Origin of the sequence: Pseudogulbenkiania subflava DSM 22618 (genome assembly GCF_900177275.1) — a bacterium.
GTDB classification, from domain to species: Bacteria; Pseudomonadota; Gammaproteobacteria; order Burkholderiales; family Chromobacteriaceae; genus Pseudogulbenkiania; species Pseudogulbenkiania subflava.
The window spans coordinates 55175-70170 of the sequence record NZ_FXAG01000013.1 but is presented as its reverse complement, the minus strand read 5'-3'; the positions used below and the strand labels follow the sequence as shown (position 1 = coordinate 70170).

12 protein-coding genes, 1 tRNA gene and 1 riboswitch are annotated in these 14996 nt (G+C 67.6%); of the genes, 7 read left to right on the top strand and 6 right to left on the bottom strand.

Annotation, left to right across the window (positions count from 1 at the left end):
* Nucleotides 1-64: 64 nt before the first annotated feature.
* The 3 genes from dsdC to B9N72_RS12605 form a co-directional block, all read right to left on the bottom strand.
* A complete protein-coding gene (gene dsdC, locus B9N72_RS12615; protein WP_085276742.1) occupies nucleotides 65-1018 on the bottom strand; it encodes a DNA-binding transcriptional regulator DsdC in 954 nt (317 codons plus the stop codon).
* A 28-nt stretch (nucleotides 1019-1046) separates the two neighbouring features.
* Nucleotides 1047-2387, bottom strand: coding sequence for a D-serine ammonia-lyase (dsdA, locus tag B9N72_RS12610; protein ID WP_085276741.1), 1341 nt, complete (start codon nucleotides 2385-2387; stop codon nucleotides 1047-1049).
* A 124-nt stretch (nucleotides 2388-2511) separates the two neighbouring features.
* Nucleotides 2512-3423, bottom strand: a complete 912-nt coding sequence (locus tag B9N72_RS12605) for a hypothetical protein (RefSeq protein ID WP_085276740.1) — start codon at nucleotides 3421-3423, stop codon at nucleotides 2512-2514.
* Between the two features lie 232 nt (nucleotides 3424-3655).
* Nucleotides 3656-3752: riboswitch (TPP riboswitch) on the top strand.
* A gap of 108 nt (nucleotides 3753-3860) precedes the next feature.
* Here B9N72_RS12605 and B9N72_RS12600 point away from each other — a divergent pair.
* The 3 genes from B9N72_RS12600 to B9N72_RS12590 all read left to right on the top strand — a co-directional run bounded on the left by B9N72_RS12600 (nucleotide 3861) and on the right by B9N72_RS12590 (nucleotide 7550).
* Nucleotides 3861-4871, top strand: coding sequence for a thiamine ABC transporter substrate-binding protein (locus B9N72_RS12600; protein ID WP_085276739.1), 1011 nt, complete (start codon nucleotides 3861-3863; stop codon nucleotides 4869-4871).
* Nucleotides 4872-5059: 188 nt separating this feature from the next.
* Nucleotides 5060-6604, top strand: coding sequence for an ABC transporter permease (locus tag B9N72_RS12595; RefSeq protein WP_085276738.1), 1545 nt, complete (start codon nucleotides 5060-5062; stop codon nucleotides 6602-6604).
* Nucleotides 6597-7550 (top strand): ABC transporter ATP-binding protein, encoded by a 954-nt coding sequence (locus B9N72_RS12590; protein ID WP_085276737.1) that lies wholly within the window; start codon nucleotides 6597-6599, stop codon nucleotides 7548-7550. The genes B9N72_RS12595 and B9N72_RS12590 overlap by 8 nt, the downstream gene beginning before the upstream one ends.
* A gap of 205 nt (nucleotides 7551-7755) precedes the next feature.
* Here B9N72_RS12590 and B9N72_RS12585 read toward each other — a convergent pair whose 3' ends face one another.
* The 3 genes from B9N72_RS12585 to guaB all read right to left on the bottom strand — a co-directional run bounded on the left by B9N72_RS12585 (nucleotide 7756) and on the right by guaB (nucleotide 11717).
* Complete coding sequence (locus tag B9N72_RS12585; protein WP_085276736.1) at nucleotides 7756-8967, bottom strand: branched-chain amino acid ABC transporter substrate-binding protein; 1212 nt, start codon at nucleotides 8965-8967, stop codon at nucleotides 7756-7758.
* Between the two features lie 276 nt (nucleotides 8968-9243).
* On the bottom strand, nucleotides 9244-10119 hold the full coding sequence (locus B9N72_RS12580) for an alpha/beta fold hydrolase (RefSeq protein WP_085276735.1): 876 nt from the start codon (nucleotides 10117-10119) through the stop codon (nucleotides 9244-9246).
* Nucleotides 10120-10253: 134 nt separating this feature from the next.
* Nucleotides 10254-11717, bottom strand: a complete 1464-nt coding sequence (gene guaB, locus B9N72_RS12575) for an IMP dehydrogenase (protein ID WP_085276734.1) — start codon at nucleotides 11715-11717, stop codon at nucleotides 10254-10256.
* Between the two features lie 144 nt (nucleotides 11718-11861).
* On the opposite strand from guaB, the gene B9N72_RS12570 reads away from it, so the two are divergent.
* From B9N72_RS12570 to B9N72_RS12555, 4 genes are all read left to right on the top strand, one after another.
* Complete coding sequence (locus tag B9N72_RS12570; RefSeq protein ID WP_085276733.1) at nucleotides 11862-12275, top strand: DUF4124 domain-containing protein; 414 nt, start codon at nucleotides 11862-11864, stop codon at nucleotides 12273-12275.
* A gap of 160 nt (nucleotides 12276-12435) precedes the next feature.
* Entirely contained in the window at nucleotides 12436-14241 is a 1806-nt protein-coding gene (gene uvrC / locus B9N72_RS12565) for an excinuclease ABC subunit UvrC (protein ID WP_085276732.1), read from the top strand.
* Between the two features lie 19 nt (nucleotides 14242-14260).
* On the top strand, nucleotides 14261-14842 hold the full coding sequence (gene pgsA / locus B9N72_RS12560) for a CDP-diacylglycerol--glycerol-3-phosphate 3-phosphatidyltransferase (RefSeq protein WP_085276731.1): 582 nt from the start codon (nucleotides 14261-14263) through the stop codon (nucleotides 14840-14842).
* A 78-nt stretch (nucleotides 14843-14920) separates the two neighbouring features.
* Nucleotides 14921-14996: transfer RNA gene (locus B9N72_RS12555), tRNA-Gly, on the top strand.

Below are 14996 nucleotides of genomic sequence, written 5' to 3'. Positions count from 1 at the left end.
TAGACCAAACCCCGGGGAGCAATCCTCGGGGTTTTTGTTTTTCAGCCACTCGGCTGGGGAGGGATCAGTCGGGAGGTGCTGCGGGCTGGGCATGGCCGGCCTGCGCCATCAGCCACTGGAGGAACACCCCGAGGCGTGGCGACGGCGGCGAACGCTCGGGCAGGACCAGGTAGTACTGCTGTGCGGCGCGGCTGGATAGCGCGGGGAAGGGGGCCACCAGGCTGCCTTGGCGCAGCGCCTGCTCGACCAGGCGCTGCCGTCCCATGGCCACGCCGGCGTGGTGCTGCGCCGCCGTCACGGCAAGGTCGGAGCGGTCGAAGATCATCGCCGGTGCGTCGTCGAGGCCGGTGACGCCATGCTGCGCCGCCCAGGCCTGCCATTCGGCGTCGTGGCCGGCCTGCGGCCAGGCGCGGGCGTCGTGCAGCAGGGTGCAGTGCCGCAGCTGTTCCGGCCGCTCGAACAGCTGTTGACGGCGGGCGTAGTCGGGCGAACAGACCGGCGTGAGGGTTTCGTCCATCAACGGCAGCACGCGTTGCCCGGCCGCCGGCAGGGCGCCGTAGTACAGCGCCAGATCGACCGGCTGGGTGCGGAAATCCACCTCCTCGTTGCCGGTGCGCAGGTCGAGCCGGATGGCGGGGTAACGTTGGCCGAAGTCCGCCAGCCGCGGCACCAGCCAGCACTGCGCGAGCGACGGGCGGGCAAACAGCGTCAGCGTGCCGGACAGCTCGTGGCGGCGGATGTCGTCGATCTCCTGGCCGACGCGCTGCAGCGAGTCGTTGAGCAGCATGAACAGGCGCCGCCCTTCGTCGCTCAGCTGCAGTTGCCGGGGGCGGCGCTGGAACAGGCGAAAGCCGAGCTGCTGTTCCAGCTTGAGGATGCGGTGGCTGACGGCGCTGGGCGTCAGGCACAGCTCGGCCGCCGCCAGGGTGAAGCTCAGGTGGCGCGCCGCGCACTCGAAGGTATGCAGCGCCGCGAGCTGGCCGCTGTCGAGACGGGTGAGTTGTCCAGGGCGGGTCAAGGGCGTGTCGTCCGTGCGAGGGGCGGGTTCAGGCCTGCCGGCCGCGCCGCAGGTAGCCGGCCATTTCCTCGGCCGGCACCATGCTGCCGCCGGTGGCCCACACCAGGTGGTGCGCCCGGGCCAGGCGCTGCGGGGTGAGCCCCATGCGCTCTCGGTAGCCCTGGTTTTCCGTCAGCACGCGCGCCATGCCCGGCATGCCGGCCAGCGCCGAGGGCTCCAGCGCGATGCCTTCCTGCTGTTGCAGCAGCGCGAGCAGGCGGTAGAGCTCGTCGTCGCTCACGGTGTAGTAGCCGTCCAGCATCCGCTCCATCGCCCGCCCGACGAAGCCGGAGGGTCGGCCTACCGCCAGGCCGTCGGCGGCGGTGACGTTGTCGATGCCGAAGTCCTGCACCGCGACCTCGTCGTGCCGCCCGGTGAGGACCCCCAGCAGCATACACGGCGAATGGGTCGGCTCGGCGAAAATGCAGTGCACGTGGTCGCGGAAGATGAGTTTCAGCCCGAACGCCACGCCGCCCGGCCCGCCGCCGACGCCGCAGGGCAGGTAGACGAACAGCGGGTGCTCGGCATCGACGACGATGCCAGCCTGCTCCAGCTGGCGCTTGAGCCGTTCGGCGGCGACGGCGTAGCCGAGGAACAGCTCAGGCGAGTTTTCGTCGTCGACGAAGTGGCAGTACGGGTCCGCCGCCGCCTGGCGCCGCCCCTCGGCTACCGCCGCGCTGTAGTCGGTGGGGTATTCCACCACCGTGACGCCATGTTCGCGCAGACGGCGTTTCTTCCATTCGCGCGCGTCGGCCGACATGTGCACCGTGGTGCGGAAACCGAGCCGGGCGCCGATCAGGCCGATCGACAGGCCGAGGTTGCCAGTCGAGCCGACGGCGATGGCGTACTGGCCGAAGAAGGCACGGAAGGCGTCGCTGTCGAGCTTGGCGTAGTCGTCGTCGAGGCGCAGCAGGCCGGCGCCGACGGCCAGATCCTCGGCGTGCTTGAGCACCTCGTGGATGCCGCCGCGCGCCTTGATCGAGCCGGAGATCGGCAGGTGGCTGTCGAGCTTGACCAGCAGGGTACCGACGGGCTCGATGCCGTAGCGCTGGCACAACGCCTGCTGCATGGCGGGGATGGCCTGCAGCGGGGATTCCAGGATGCCGCCGGCGTCCCGGGTTTCCGGAAAGGCGGCGCGGAAGTAGGCGGCGAAGCGTTGCAGCCGGGCGCTGGCCTCGGCGACGTTGTCGGCACCGAGGCCGACGTGGGGCAGGGCGTCGTCGAACGAGGTGACGGCCGGGTTGAACCAGCTGCATTCCTCCAGGGCGACCAGTTTTTCCAGCAGGGGGTAGTCGCGATACCACTGTTGCAGGGTTTTGCCGTGAATCATGGCGTGCTCCTTGGCGCCCGGAGGGCGAATGGCCGTATTAGGCCAGAGCGGACGCCGACGGGCAAACGATGGCTGCTCATGGCATGGATGAAACGGGTTCAGCCATGGCGCGGGCGATCCCCGGTTACAGTACCGCCCACATGCCGATGATCAGGATCAGGATGACGACGCCGGTCATGATCTGGGCGGTGCTGCGCTCCTTCTGCAGCGCCTGCTGCAGCGTCGTCTGGCGCGACTCCAGGGCGCTCACGCGCTGTTCCAGGTGGGCGCGCGTCTCTTCCTGCTGCGCCATGTTCTGCAGCATGGCTTCGCCGCTGTATTCGGTGATGTGTTCCTTGTCCCATACCCCGAGCAGCTTGTTGACCTTGTCCTTGAAGAACAGGGCGTTCTTCTGGTTGCTGTCCTGCCATTCGAACTCGAAACCCTGGCGGGCGAAGAAGGCGTTGCGCTGCAGGCGCTCGTCCTCGCTGCAGGTGGCGGGCAGGGTGACCAGCCCGGGGCTGACGGCGTAATCGGGATAGATGCCCTTGATCCAGCCGATGACCTGGGCCAGCAGGAAGGTGTCGAGCCCGGCGTGACGGAAGGTCTCGCTCGCCATGACGCCGCCCTTGGGGCCGAAGGTGGCGGTGCGGCTGGGGTGGTCGGCCCGCACCCAGGCGCTGTTGTAGACGGTGTGGAATTGCGCGTCGTCGCCGGCGAACGGCTGCCACTGGGTGCCGGCCGCGGCGGTGTAGCCGCGGAACTGCAGCCGGAAGTAGTCGGACTGGCCGGTCATGGCGCGGCTGCGGTGCAGTATGCCGTAGATCGCCACGCCATCGCGCGACAGCATCAGCACGGTCTCGCCTAGCGGCATGGCCTGGCTGGCGAGGTAGGCTTCGCTCTCGGGCGCCGGCAGCGCCGGTTTCTCGGCCGCAGCGACGGCGGGTTTCTTGGTGTTGGGCAGGCTATCCATGGCGCAATCATAACGCAGGCCACCGGCGCCCGGGTGGCGCACCCCCGTGATGTTGTGGTGCGCCACGGCCTTCTTGTGGTGCATTGCGCAAATCCGGTGACGGCACAAGCCGGCTTCAGGGCTGGCATGGCGTTTGCAAAGAGTTTTCCTGCGGTTCTGTTGTCCGGGGCCGCGCGAGTCAGTCTCTCGTTTCGTTAGCCTCTTTTACGTGTGTAAGCCTCGCCTGGAGGATTCGTCCTTCAGGCCATTTTTTTGCCCGTAGCCTGTCCGTCTTCCCGGCCTGCCGTGCCACCCGGCTTGGCGCTATACTGCCGTTTTTCGTCACCGGGGGTGCCGCGATTCGTCGCGGCTGAGAGAGACCCCGCAACCTGATCTGGGTCGTGCCAGCGGAGGGAGCGTGACGGTGCCGTCAGGCATCGGCGCCGGCCGTGGCGGCGGCCCGAGGCCGGGGCCGTGTTTGCTGCGTTTTGCCCCGGCAAGACGGAGGCGGAGGCCCCGCGATCGGCAAGGAGAGAGTCCCGATGTTCAAGAAAGTGCTATGGCTGGCATTGTGCACCAGCGCGCTGGGCGCCCAGGCGGCCGAACTGCGCGTGCTGACGCACAGCTCGTTCGCGCTGTCCAAGGAACTGCTGGCGGGGTTCGAGCAGCAGTCCGGCGTCAAGGTGGTGGTGATCAAGGCCGGCGACGCCGGCGAGATGGTCAACAAGCTGATCCTGACCCGCGCCAACCCGATCGCCGACGTGGTCTACGGCATCGACAACACGCTGCTCGGCAAGGCGCAGCAGGCCGGGGTGCTGGAGCCGACCGCGAGCCCGGCCGGCGCCGCCGTGAAGCAGACGCTGCCGGGGATGGTGAGCGTCGACTACGGCTACGTCACGCTGAACTACGACAAGGCCTGGTTCGCCAAGCAGAAGCTGGCCCTGCCGAAGTCGCTCGATGAGCTGACGCGCCCAGCTTACAAGAACCTGGTGGTGGTGGAGAATCCGGCGACGTCGAGCCCGGGGCTGGCCTTCCTGCTCGCCACCGTCAAGGGCCTGGGCGAAGAACCGGCCTTCGCCTGGTGGGGCAAGCTGCGCGACAACGGCGTCAAGGTGGCCAAGGGCTGGAGCGAAGCCTACTACACCGATTTCAGCAAGAACGGCGGCAGCCGCCCGATCGTGGTGAGCTACGCCACCAGCCCGGCGGCCGAGGTGTTCTACAGCAAGCAGAAGTTGGCCGAAGCGCCGACCGGCAACCTGCTGCTCAAGGGCGGCGTGTTCCAGCAGGTGGAGGGCGTGGCGCTGGTCAAGGGCGGCGGGCAGAAGAAGGCGGCGCGGCAGTTCGTCGACTTCCTGCGTTCCGACGCGGTGCAGGCCGACCTGCCGAGACAGATGTGGATGTACCCGGTGGTGCCCGGGGTCAAGCTGAACCCGGTGTTCGCGCTGGCGCAACAGCCGGTGGCGCACGATACGCCGGACAGCCAGGCCATCGCCGCCAAGAGCGCCGGCTGGGTGAGCCGCTGGACCCGAGTGGTGTTGAAGTCCGGCTACTGAGAGCTTGGAATAAATCTGCTGCGCACCCCCATCCCGGCCCTGTGATGCTCGCCGTACCACTTGTACGGCTGTGCTTCTCGGACCGGCCTGGGGCTGCTCACGACGATTTCTTCACAAGCTCCTGGGCCTTACGTTAGGTGTTTCCAACACGGCAGCCGGGCTGCCGTTTGTCTTTGTCGAGGGCCGCGATGCGTGCCGTGTTTTCCCGCCAGGCCCTGGCCTTGCTGCCGCTGGCTTTTCTGATCCTGATGGCGCTGGCGCCGTTGGCGCGGCTGCTGTACGAGGGCGGTGGCGGCCTGTCTGCCAATCTGTTTTTCGACGATTACCTGCGTTGGCGTCTGGTCTGGTCGCTGACGCAAGCCGCCGTCACCTGCGTGCTGGCGCTCGCCATCGGCCTGCCGCTGGCGTGGGCGCTGGCGCGTTTCGCCTTTCCGGGGCGGGTGCTGATCCTGCGCCTGCTGCTGCTGCCGTTCGTGATGCCGACGCTGGTGGCCGCGCTCGGCGTGCTGGCGCTGTTCGGCCCGCACGGCGTCACCGGGCTCAACCTGCAGGACACGCCATGGCTGCTGTTGTACGGCAACCTGTTCTACAACCTGCCGCTGGTGATCCGCGCCGCCTGCGAGGCGCTGGCCACGGTGCCAGCCTCGCGCCTGGCGGCGGCGCGCACGCTCGGCTGCACCGCCTGGCGCGCGTTCTGGCGCGTGGAGTGGCCGGTGGCCCGGCCGTGGCTGGCGTCGGCGCTGTGCCTGGTGTTCCTGTATTGTTTCTCCGGCTTCGGCCTGGCGCTGCTGTTGGGTGGGCAGCGTTACGCCACGGTGGAGGTGGAAATCTACTCGCTGGTGGCCTACGAGCTCAACCTGGCCGACGCCGGCGCCCTGGCGCTGCTGCTGTTGTGCCTGAGTGGCGGGGTGGCGTTCGGCTACGCCTGGCTGGAGCGGCGCCTGGCCACGCCAGGCAAGGTCGAGCCGCTGCCGCCGCGCCCGGCGGCGACCTTGGCAGAACGGACACTGCTGGCGGGGGCGCTGGTCTTGCTGGCGCTGTTTGCCGCGGCGCCGCTGTTGGCGGTGGCCGGGCGTGCGCTGTCGGCCGGGGTCGAGGCGTGGGCGGTGCTGGGCGAGGGCGATACGCTGGCAGCGCTGGCCAATACGCTGCGCTTCTCGGCGCTGGCGCTCGGTGCGGCGGCCGTGCTGGGGCTGGCGCACGCGCTGGCGGCGCAACGCTGGCTGTGGCTGCGTGCCGCCGCCTTCCTGCCCTTCGTGCTGTCGCCGGTGTGCGTGGCGTTCGGCCTGTTGCTGCTGTACCCGGGGTGGAGCGCCAGCCTGGCGCTGCTGCTCGGCGCCTATGCCCTGCTGGCCTATCCCTTCGTCGCCAAGAGCGTGGCGGCAGCGCTGGACGGCGTGCCGCCGCAATGGCCGCAGGCGGCGCGCACGCTGGGCGCCAGCGCGCCGCGTGCCTTCGCTCGCGTGGTGTGGCCGTTGCTGCAGCCGGCGTTCCGGCGAGGGCTGGCGTTCGCCGCCGCCACCGCGCTGGGCGAATTCGCCGTCACGCTGTTCCTGTCGCGCCCGGAATGGACCACGCTCACCACGCTGATCTACCAGCGCCTGGGCCGTCCCGGCGCCGCCAGCCTCGACGCCGCGCTGGTGTTGTCCAGCGTGTTGATGCTGTTTGCCGTGAGCGCCTTCGTCATCATCGAATGGCCGGCACGGCGGGATCGGGATTCCGACCATGCTTGAGCTCGTCAACCTGTGCAAGGCCTTCGGCCAACGTGTGGTGGCCGACCACCTGTCGCTCAACGTCGCCGACGGCGAAACGCTGGCGCTGCTCGGGCCGTCCGGCTGCGGCAAGAGCACGCTGCTGAAGATGATCGCCGGGCTGGAGCGGCCCGACGCCGGGCAGATACGGCTCGGCGGGGTCGATCTCACCGCCCTGGCGCCGGAGGCGCGCCAGGTGGCGCTGATGTTCCAGGATTTCGCGCTGTTCCCGCATCTGGACGTGCGCGACAACGTCGCCTTCGGCCTGATCGAGCGGCGCCTGCCCCGGCGCGAGGCCTACGCCCGGGCCGAGCGTGCGTTGGCCGAACTCGGGCTCGCCGGCTACGAGGCGCGCCGGGTGTGGACGCTGTCCGGCGGCGAGCAGCAGCGCGTGGCACTGGCGCGCGCGCTAGTGACGTCGCCGCGCCTGCTGCTGCTCGACGAGCCGTTCTCCAGCCTCGACGCCCACCTGCGCCAGAGCCTGCAGGCCGAGTTCCGCCGCCGGCTGGCCGCCGCGCGCATCCCGGCGATCCTGGTGACGCACGACCGTGCCGAGGCGTTTGCGCTGGCCGATCGCGTGGCGGTGCTGCAGCAGGGCAGGGTGGTGCAGTGCGGCCGGCCGCAGGAGCTGCTGGCGGCGCCGCGCAACGCCTGGGTGGCCTCGTTCATCGGCTACCACAACGTGCTGGATGACGGCGTGCTGCCGGAGCAGGCCTTCCTGCTCGGGCCGGCGCATCCCCCGGCGCGCGTGGAGCGGGTGGATAGCCTCAGCGAGGGCATCCGCGTCGAGCTGACGCAACAGGCGGCGCACTTCACGCTGACGCTGTCGGCGCGCGAGGCGGCGCAGTTTCCCGAGGGCCTGCGCGCCGGCCAGGACATCGGGCTCGGCATCGACCGCAGCCGGCTGATCCGCTTTGCCGGCGCATGATGCGCCGGCACTCTCCACCAACAAAAACGGCATCCGCTTTCCCGGATGCCGTTGTTACGTCAAGTTAAGCCTATCTCAGTAGGCGAGCGAGCCGATACAGGTTGAGTGCCGCCTGCGCACAGGAACCGGAATGGACATGGGGTCCATGAGGATTCCGCGCACTGCCGGCGCTCAAGATGTGAAGGCGCAGCCGCCTAATGGGAGCTTACTGCGCGGCAGAGGCGTTGCCAGCCGGAGCTGCACCACCGCCCAGCACCTTGGCCACTTCCCATTGGCCATTCTTGACCTGGTAGATGGTCACGGTCGGGTTGAGACGGTCGCCCTTGGCGTCGAACTTCACCGGGCCGGTGACACCGGCGAATTCCACCTGGGACAGCGCCGGCAGGTACTTGGCCGGCTCGGCCGAGTCGGCCTTCTGCATCGCCGCCACCAGGGTGCGCACGGCGTCGTAGCTGTACGGCGAGAACACCGCCACGTCCTGCTTGAACTTGGCCTTGTACTTCTCGCTGAAGCTGGTGAAGCCCGGCATCTTGTCGTTCGGCTGGCCGGCGGTGGAGGCGTAGTTGCCTTCGGCGTCGGCGCCGGCGAGCTTCAGGTAATCCGGGGTGCGGGTGCCGTCGCCCGAGAGCAGCTTGGCGGAGAGGCCAAGGCGCTTCATCTGCTTGGTCAGCGGACCGGACTGGGCTTCCATGCCGCCGAAGAAGATCACCTCCGGCTTCAGTGCCTTGAGGGTGGTCAGGATGGCGGCGAAGTCGGTGGACTTGTCGTTGGTGAACTCGCGCTTGACGATCTCGGCGCCGCCGGCCTTGGCGGCCTTCTCGAACTCGTCGGCCAGACCCTGGCCGTAGGCGGTGCGGTCGTCGATGATGGCGATCTTCTTGGCCTTCAGCTCGTTCACGGCGAAGGCGCCCAGCGCCTGGCCCTGGGCGGCGTCGTCGGCGATCACGCGGAACGCGGTCTTGTAGCCCTGCTGGGTGTAGCTGGGCGAGGTGGCCGACGGCGAGATCTGCGGAATGCCGGCGTCGGAGTAGATTTTGGACGCCGGGATAGTGGCGCCGGAGGTGACGTGGCCGATGACGCCGGCCACTTGCGCGTCCACCAGGCGCTGGGCGACCTGGGTGGCGGCTTTCGGGTCGGCCTGGTCGTCTTCCGACACCAGCTCGAACTTCACTTTCTTGCCGCCGAGCGAGATGCCTTCGGCGTTCAGTTCGTCCACGGCAACCTGCGCGCCGTTCTCGCTGTCCTTGCCGTAGTTGGCGGCCGGGCCGGTGATCGGGCCGGCGTGGCCGATCTTCACTACCAGCTCGTCAGCAGCGGGGGCGGGTTTGGCGGCGTCGGCGCTGGTTTCGGCCTTCTGGCCGCAGGCGGCGAGGCCGGCGACGGCCACGGCGATGCAACTCATCTTGATGAGGGTCATGGGATCTCCAAACGATCGATCTTGAAACGATAAGGCCCGGACTGTGCCGGGCTTGCTTGTTATCGGACCGTCCACGGCGTGTGCCCTGGCCGCGAACGGTCTATGGGATAAATTCTACCGCGTAACGACGCTGCGGTGCAGCATAAAAGCCATGATTTTTGGGTGAAAAGCAGACAAATTCCCTGTCCATGCAGCATTGGGGCGATGCCGTCTGGGGCGGCCGCCGGGCCGGGCAGCGTGCCTCCTCCTCATCCCGGCGGCTCGGCACCGGGGTGCTCACGCGGTCAGGAACGGGCGCAGGGCTTCGGCCAATTTTTCCGGCTGCTCCCACTGGATCATGTGCCCGGCCTCGGGGACGGTGACTTCGCTGAGCCGGGCAAAGCAGGCGCGGCGCTCGTCCAGCGTGGCGAACACCCCCTTGGCCATCGGGTGGTCCCACATGTCGCCGCCGATCACCCACAGCACCGGGCAGACGATGCGGCGCCAGCACGCCTTGGCTTCTTCCAGCCGGTACAGCACCGGATTGACCATCTTGTGGCGCGGGTCGGCGCGGTAGCAGAGCGCGCCGTCCCGCTCCTGCGTCAGCGCCGCCGCCAGGAAGTGGGCGCGGGCGGCATCCAGGCGCGGATTGCGCTCGATCAGGCGCGCGGCCACCTCGTCCAGCGTGCCGAGCGGCTGGTAGCCCAGCGTGTTGTGCTGTTCGCGCAGCCAGCGCGCGTAGCGGCCGGGCGCCTCTTCCGGACGCGTCGCCGCCAGCCCGAAGCCCTCGACGCAGACCAGCCGCGCCAGCCGCTCCGGCCGCACCCCGGCGTAGAGGCCGGCGATCATCGCCCCCATGCTGTGGCCGATCAGCGTCACCGGGGCGTCGGGCGCGTAGTGCTGCAGCAGCGCATCCAGGTCGGCCAGATAGTCCGGAAAGTAGTAGCTGTCGCGGTTCCATTCGCTGTCGCCGAAGCCTCGCCAGTCCGGCGCGATGACGTGCCAGCCGCCGCCCAGCGCGTCGACCAGGAACTGAAAGGTGGCGGACGAATCCATCCAGCCATGCAGCATGAACAAGCACGGCGCGCCGTCCGCTCCCCAGTGGCGCACGTGGTAACGGTGCTGGCGCAGGATCACGGTTTCGGAGCGGGACGGGAGGACGGGCAGGGACATGGCGTAGACGATCGGTCAAAGACGTGGGCATAGTGTAGCGTCATCGTCCGCCCCGGCGACAGGGTTGGCCGAAGCCATGAAAAAACCCGCTTCCGGAGAAGCGGGTTTCTTGCCGAACGGAAACGCCTGCCGACTTAGCGGTCGACGTTGTAGTTCGGGGCTTCCTTGGTGATCTGCACATCGTGCACGTGCGACTCGCGCATGCCGGCGGAGGTGATCTCCACGAAGCCGGCCTTGGCGTGCATCTCTTCGATGGTGCGGCAACCGAGGTAGCCCATCGAGGAACGCAGGCCGCCGGTCAGCTGGTGGATCACCTGGGCGATCGGGCCCTTGTACGGCACGCGGCCTTCGATGCCTTCCGGCACGAACTTGTCGACGTTGGCTTCGTTGTCCTGGAAGTAGCGGTCGCTCGAGCCCTGGGTCATGGCGCCCAGCGAGCCCATGCCACGGTAGGACTTGTACGAACGGCCCTGATACAGCTCGACTTCGCCCGGCGCCTCTTCGGTGCCGGCGAACATGCCGCCCAGCATCACGCAGTTGGCGCCGGCCGCCAGGGCCTTGGCGATGTCGCCGGAGAAGCGGATGCCGCCGTCGGCGATCATCGGCACGCCGGTGCCCTTGAGCGCTTCCGACACGTTGTGGATCGCGGTCAGCTGCGGCACGCCGACGCCAGCCACGATGCGCGTGGTGCAGATCGAGCCCGGGCCGATGCCCACTTTCACCGCGTCGGCGCCCATGTCCAGCAGGGCCAGCGCGGCGTCGGCGGTAGCGATGTTGCCACCGATCACGTCGATCTGCGGGAAGTTCTTCTTGGTCCACTGCACGCGGTCGAGCACGCCCTGGCTGTGGCCGTGGGCGGTATCCACCACCACCACGTCGACACCGGCGGCGGCCAGCGCGGCGATGCGCTCTTCAGTGCCGGCCCCGACGCCGACGGCGGCGCCGGCGCGCAGGCGACCCTGGCTATCCTTGCAGGCGAACGGGTGTTCGCTGGTCTTGATGATGTCCTTGACGGTGATCAGGCCCTTGAGCTCCCACGCGTCGTTGATCACCAGCACGCGCTCCAGGCGGTGGGTGTGCATCAGCTCGCGCGCCTCGTCGATGCTGGCGCCTTCCTTGACCGTCACCAGGCGTTCGCGCGGGGTCATGATCGAGGAAACCGGCTGTTCCAGGCGGGTCTCGAAGCGCAGGTCGCGGTTGGTGACGATGCCCACCACCTTGCCGTCCTGCACCACCGGCAGGCCGGAGATGCGGTGCTGGCGGGTCAGGTTGATCAGGTCGCACACCAGCATGTCCGGGGCGATGGTGATCGGGTCCTTGACGACGCCGCTCTCATAGCGCTTCACCTTGGCCACTTCCTGGGCCTGGCGTTCGATCGACATGTTCTTGTGAATGATGCCGATGCCGCCTTCCTGGGCCATGGCGATGGCCAGACGGGCTTCCGTTACCGTGTCCATGGCTGCGGACAGCATGGGCAGGTTGAGGCGGATGTTGCGGGAGAGTTGGGTGTGAAGCTGAACGTCGCGCGGCAGTACCGAAGAATGGGCCGGGACGAGGAGAACGTCGTCGAAAGTATAGGCTTTCTCGATGATACGCATCTGGCGTTTCCTTTGCGGCAAATAAACATTATATCGAAAGTCGGGGGCGCTTGGCAAAAGCCGCGTGCAGCGCTTTGCCGCGGCCATGGGCGTGACCGTACAATGCCCGGCATTGCCGCGGTATTTTTAGAGGGGGAGGGTGACATGAAACATCGCTGGTGGCTGTGCGCTTTTATCCTGCTGTCCTTGCCGGCCTGGGCCGAGGTCTACACCTGGAAGGACGCCACCGGGCGCACCGTGTATTCCGATCAGCCGCCGCCGGGGCAAAAGGCCAACCAGCTGAACATCAAGGTGACGCCGCCGGTCAGGGCCGAGGCGTCGGCGCCTGCCGCCAAGGCCGTGGACAAGGGCAACGACAAGGCCGACCTGGCCCGGCAGGCGGAAGAGCTCAACCGCAAGATCCGCGCCGAAAACTGCCTGCGCGCCAAGAGCAACCTGTCCAGCCTGCAACTCAACGGCCGCATTCGGCTGCCGGGCAGCAACGCGCTGGCCAGCGATGCCCAGCGCAACGACATGATCCGCCAGTCCGAACAAGACGTGGCGACCTGGTGCAAGTGAGTGCGGGTGAATGAAGCGGCGGCGTCCGCCATCCTGGTCCAAAGAGGCTCGCCGTATTTTATGTACGGCAGTGCTTCTCTAACCAGCCTGGCGGCGCGGCGGTGACCGTAGGAAATCCCCGTGGGACGATGTCTTTACCCGCTCCAAGACGAGAGTTTCAGTGACTAGCAGCACGACGTTCGACCCCAAAGCCATCCTGACCCACCTGCCCAACCTGCCCGGCGTCTACCGCATGCTCGATGCCGCCGGCAAAGTGCTCTACGTGGGCAAGGCCATCGACCTGAAGAAGCGCGTCAGTTCCTATTTCCAGAAAAACGACCTGAGCCCGCGCATCCAGCTCATGGTGCGCCAGATCGCCGCCATCGAGACCACCGTGACGCGCTCCGAGGCCGAGGCGCTGATCCTGGAAAACAACCTGATCAAGGCGCTGTCACCGCGTTACAACATCCTGTTCCGCGACGACAAGTCCTATCCCTACCTGATGCTGTCGGCGCATGCCTACCCGCAGCTGGCCTACTTCCGCGGCGACCCGAAGAAGCCGCACCAGTATTTCGGGCCGTATCCCAACAGCTACGCGGTGCGCGAGAGCATCCAGATCCTGCAGAAGGTGTTCCGCCTGCGCACCTGCGAGGACGCGGTGTTCGCCAACCGTTCGCGCCCCTGCCTGCTGTACCAGATCAAGCGCTGCTCGGGGCCGTGCGTCGAACACATCGACGAGGCGGCGTACCGCGCCGACGTGGCCAACGCCGTCGCCTTCCTGCAGGGCAAGCAGAACGAGCTGATCGATAGCCTGACCGAACGCATGCTGGCCGCGTCGGCGGCGATGGAGTTCGAGCAGGCCGCCGCGCTGCGCGACCAGATCCAGGCGCTGTCACGGGTGCAGGAGAAGCAGTTCGTGTCGAGCAACGTCAGCCATGACGCCGACGTGGTGGCGGTGGCCGAACAGCAGGGCATGGTGTGCGTCAACCTGGTGATGGTGCGCGGTGGCCGCCATCTGGGCGACAAGAGCTTCTTCCCGCTCAACAGCGAGGGCAGCGACGCCTCGGCCAACCTCGACGCCTTCCTGGCCCAGCATTATCTGGGGGCGCCGCTGCCGCCGGTGATCATCGTCAACGGCACGGTCTCGCCCACGCTGCGCGACTACCTCGAGCAGCAGGCCGAGCGCCGCCTGGCCATCGTCGGCAATCCCATCGGCGAGCGCCGCGTCTGGCTGGAAATGGCGGAGAAGAACGCCCAGCTCGCCATCCAGCAGAAGCTCGCCAGCCACGCCACGCAGAGCCAGCGCCTGGCCCGGCTGGGCGAGGTGCTGGAACTGGAAGGGGTGGAGCGGCTGGAGTGCTTCGACATCAGCCACACCCTGGGCGAGGCCACCGTCGCCTCGTGCGTGGTGTACGACCGCGGCGACATGCAGCCGTCCGAATACCGCCGCTACAACATCACCACCGCCAAGGCCGGCGACGATTACGGCGCGATGCGCGAGGTGCTGACGCGCCGCTACAGCAAGCTGGCCGAAGGCGACGGCAAGCTGCCGGACGTGGTGCTGATCGACGGCGGCAAGGGCCAGGTCGGCGTGGCGCTGGAGGTGTTCGCCGACATCGGCCTCAACCTCCCCATCGTCGGCGTGGCCAAGGGAGAGGAGCGCAAGCCGGGGCTGGAAACACTGATCCTCCCGTACCGGGAAAAGACGTTACAATTGCCGCACGACCATCCCGCGCTGCACCTGATCCAGACCGTGCGCGACGAGGCGCACCGCTTCGCCATCACCGGCCACCGGGCCCGGCGCGGCAAGGCGCGCACCGCCTCCTCGCTGGAAGAAATCAACGGTGTGGGAGCCAAGCGTCGCCAACGGCTGCTGACCCGGTTTGGCGGATTGCGCGGGGTCATGGCGGCCAGCATCGACGACCTCGCCCAAGTGGAAGGCATCAGTCAGACGCTGGCCGAAAAAATCTACAACGCCCTGCACTGAACACAACAAGACCAGAACGATGCCGTTTAACCTGCCGATATTCCTGACCTGGCTCCGGGTGGCCCTGATCCCGATCTTCGTCGCCATCTTCTTTTTGCCCGACTCGCTGCTGCTGGCCGACATGCGCAATATCACCGGCGCCGTCATCTTCGCGCTGGCCGCGGTGACCGACTGGCTCGACGGCTACCTGGCGCGCAAGCTGGGGCAGACCTCGGCCTTCGGTGCCTTCCTCGATCCGGTGGCCGACAAGCTCATCGTCGCCGCCTCGCTGATCCTGCTGGTGCAGCTGTCGCGCACCGAAGGCTGGATGGCGATGATCATCATCGGGCGCGAGATCGCCATCTCCGCCCTGCGCGAGTGGATGGCCGAGATGGGCACGCGCAAGAGCGTGGCGGTGGCCTATATCGGCAAGCTCAAGACCGCCGCGCAGATGGTCGCCATCCTGCTTCTGCTCTACGCCGGCCCGATCGTGCCCGGATTGAGCACCCTGGTGCTGGGCAACGTGTTCATGGTGTTGGCGGTGATTTTGACTTTGTGGTCAATGGTTTACTATCTGCGCATGGCGGCGCGCGAGTTTGCCGGCAAAAAAATCGACCTCTGAGCTGTTGACAGGGGGCGATAAATCCTTATAATTCGCAGTCTCTCGACGCAGCAATGCAGCGAGACAGTGAAAGACAAAGCGGGAATAGCTCAGTTGGTAGAGCGCAACCTTGCCAAGGTTGAGGTCGCGAGTTCGAGCCTCGTTTCCCGCTCCA

Excerpts from the sequence above, each read along its gene's own strand:
- dsdA (WP_085276741.1), bottom strand. The coding sequence starts at position 2,387 with ATGATTCACGGCAAAACCCTGCAACAGTGGTATCGCGACTACCCCCTG.
- B9N72_RS12605 (WP_085276740.1), bottom strand. The coding sequence starts at position 3,423 with ATGCACCACAAGAAGGCCGTGGCGCACCACAACATCACGGGGGTGCGC.
- B9N72_RS12600 (WP_085276739.1), top strand. The coding sequence starts at position 3,861 with ATGTTCAAGAAAGTGCTATGGCTGGCATTGTGCACCAGCGCGCTGGGC.
- B9N72_RS12595 (WP_085276738.1), top strand. The coding sequence starts at position 5,060 with ATGCGTGCCGTGTTTTCCCGCCAGGCCCTGGCCTTGCTGCCGCTGGCT.
- B9N72_RS12590 (WP_085276737.1), top strand. The coding sequence starts at position 6,597 with ATGCTTGAGCTCGTCAACCTGTGCAAGGCCTTCGGCCAACGTGTGGTG.
- B9N72_RS12585 (WP_085276736.1), bottom strand. The coding sequence starts at position 8,967 with ATGACCCTCATCAAGATGAGTTGCATCGCCGTGGCCGTCGCCGGCCTC.
- B9N72_RS12580 (WP_085276735.1), bottom strand. The coding sequence starts at position 10,119 with ATGTCCCTGCCCGTCCTCCCGTCCCGCTCCGAAACCGTGATCCTGCGC.
- guaB (WP_085276734.1), bottom strand. The coding sequence starts at position 11,717 with ATGCGTATCATCGAGAAAGCCTATACTTTCGACGACGTTCTCCTCGTC.
- B9N72_RS12570 (WP_085276733.1), top strand. The coding sequence starts at position 11,862 with ATGAAACATCGCTGGTGGCTGTGCGCTTTTATCCTGCTGTCCTTGCCG.
- pgsA (WP_085276731.1), top strand. The coding sequence starts at position 14,261 with ATGCCGTTTAACCTGCCGATATTCCTGACCTGGCTCCGGGTGGCCCTG.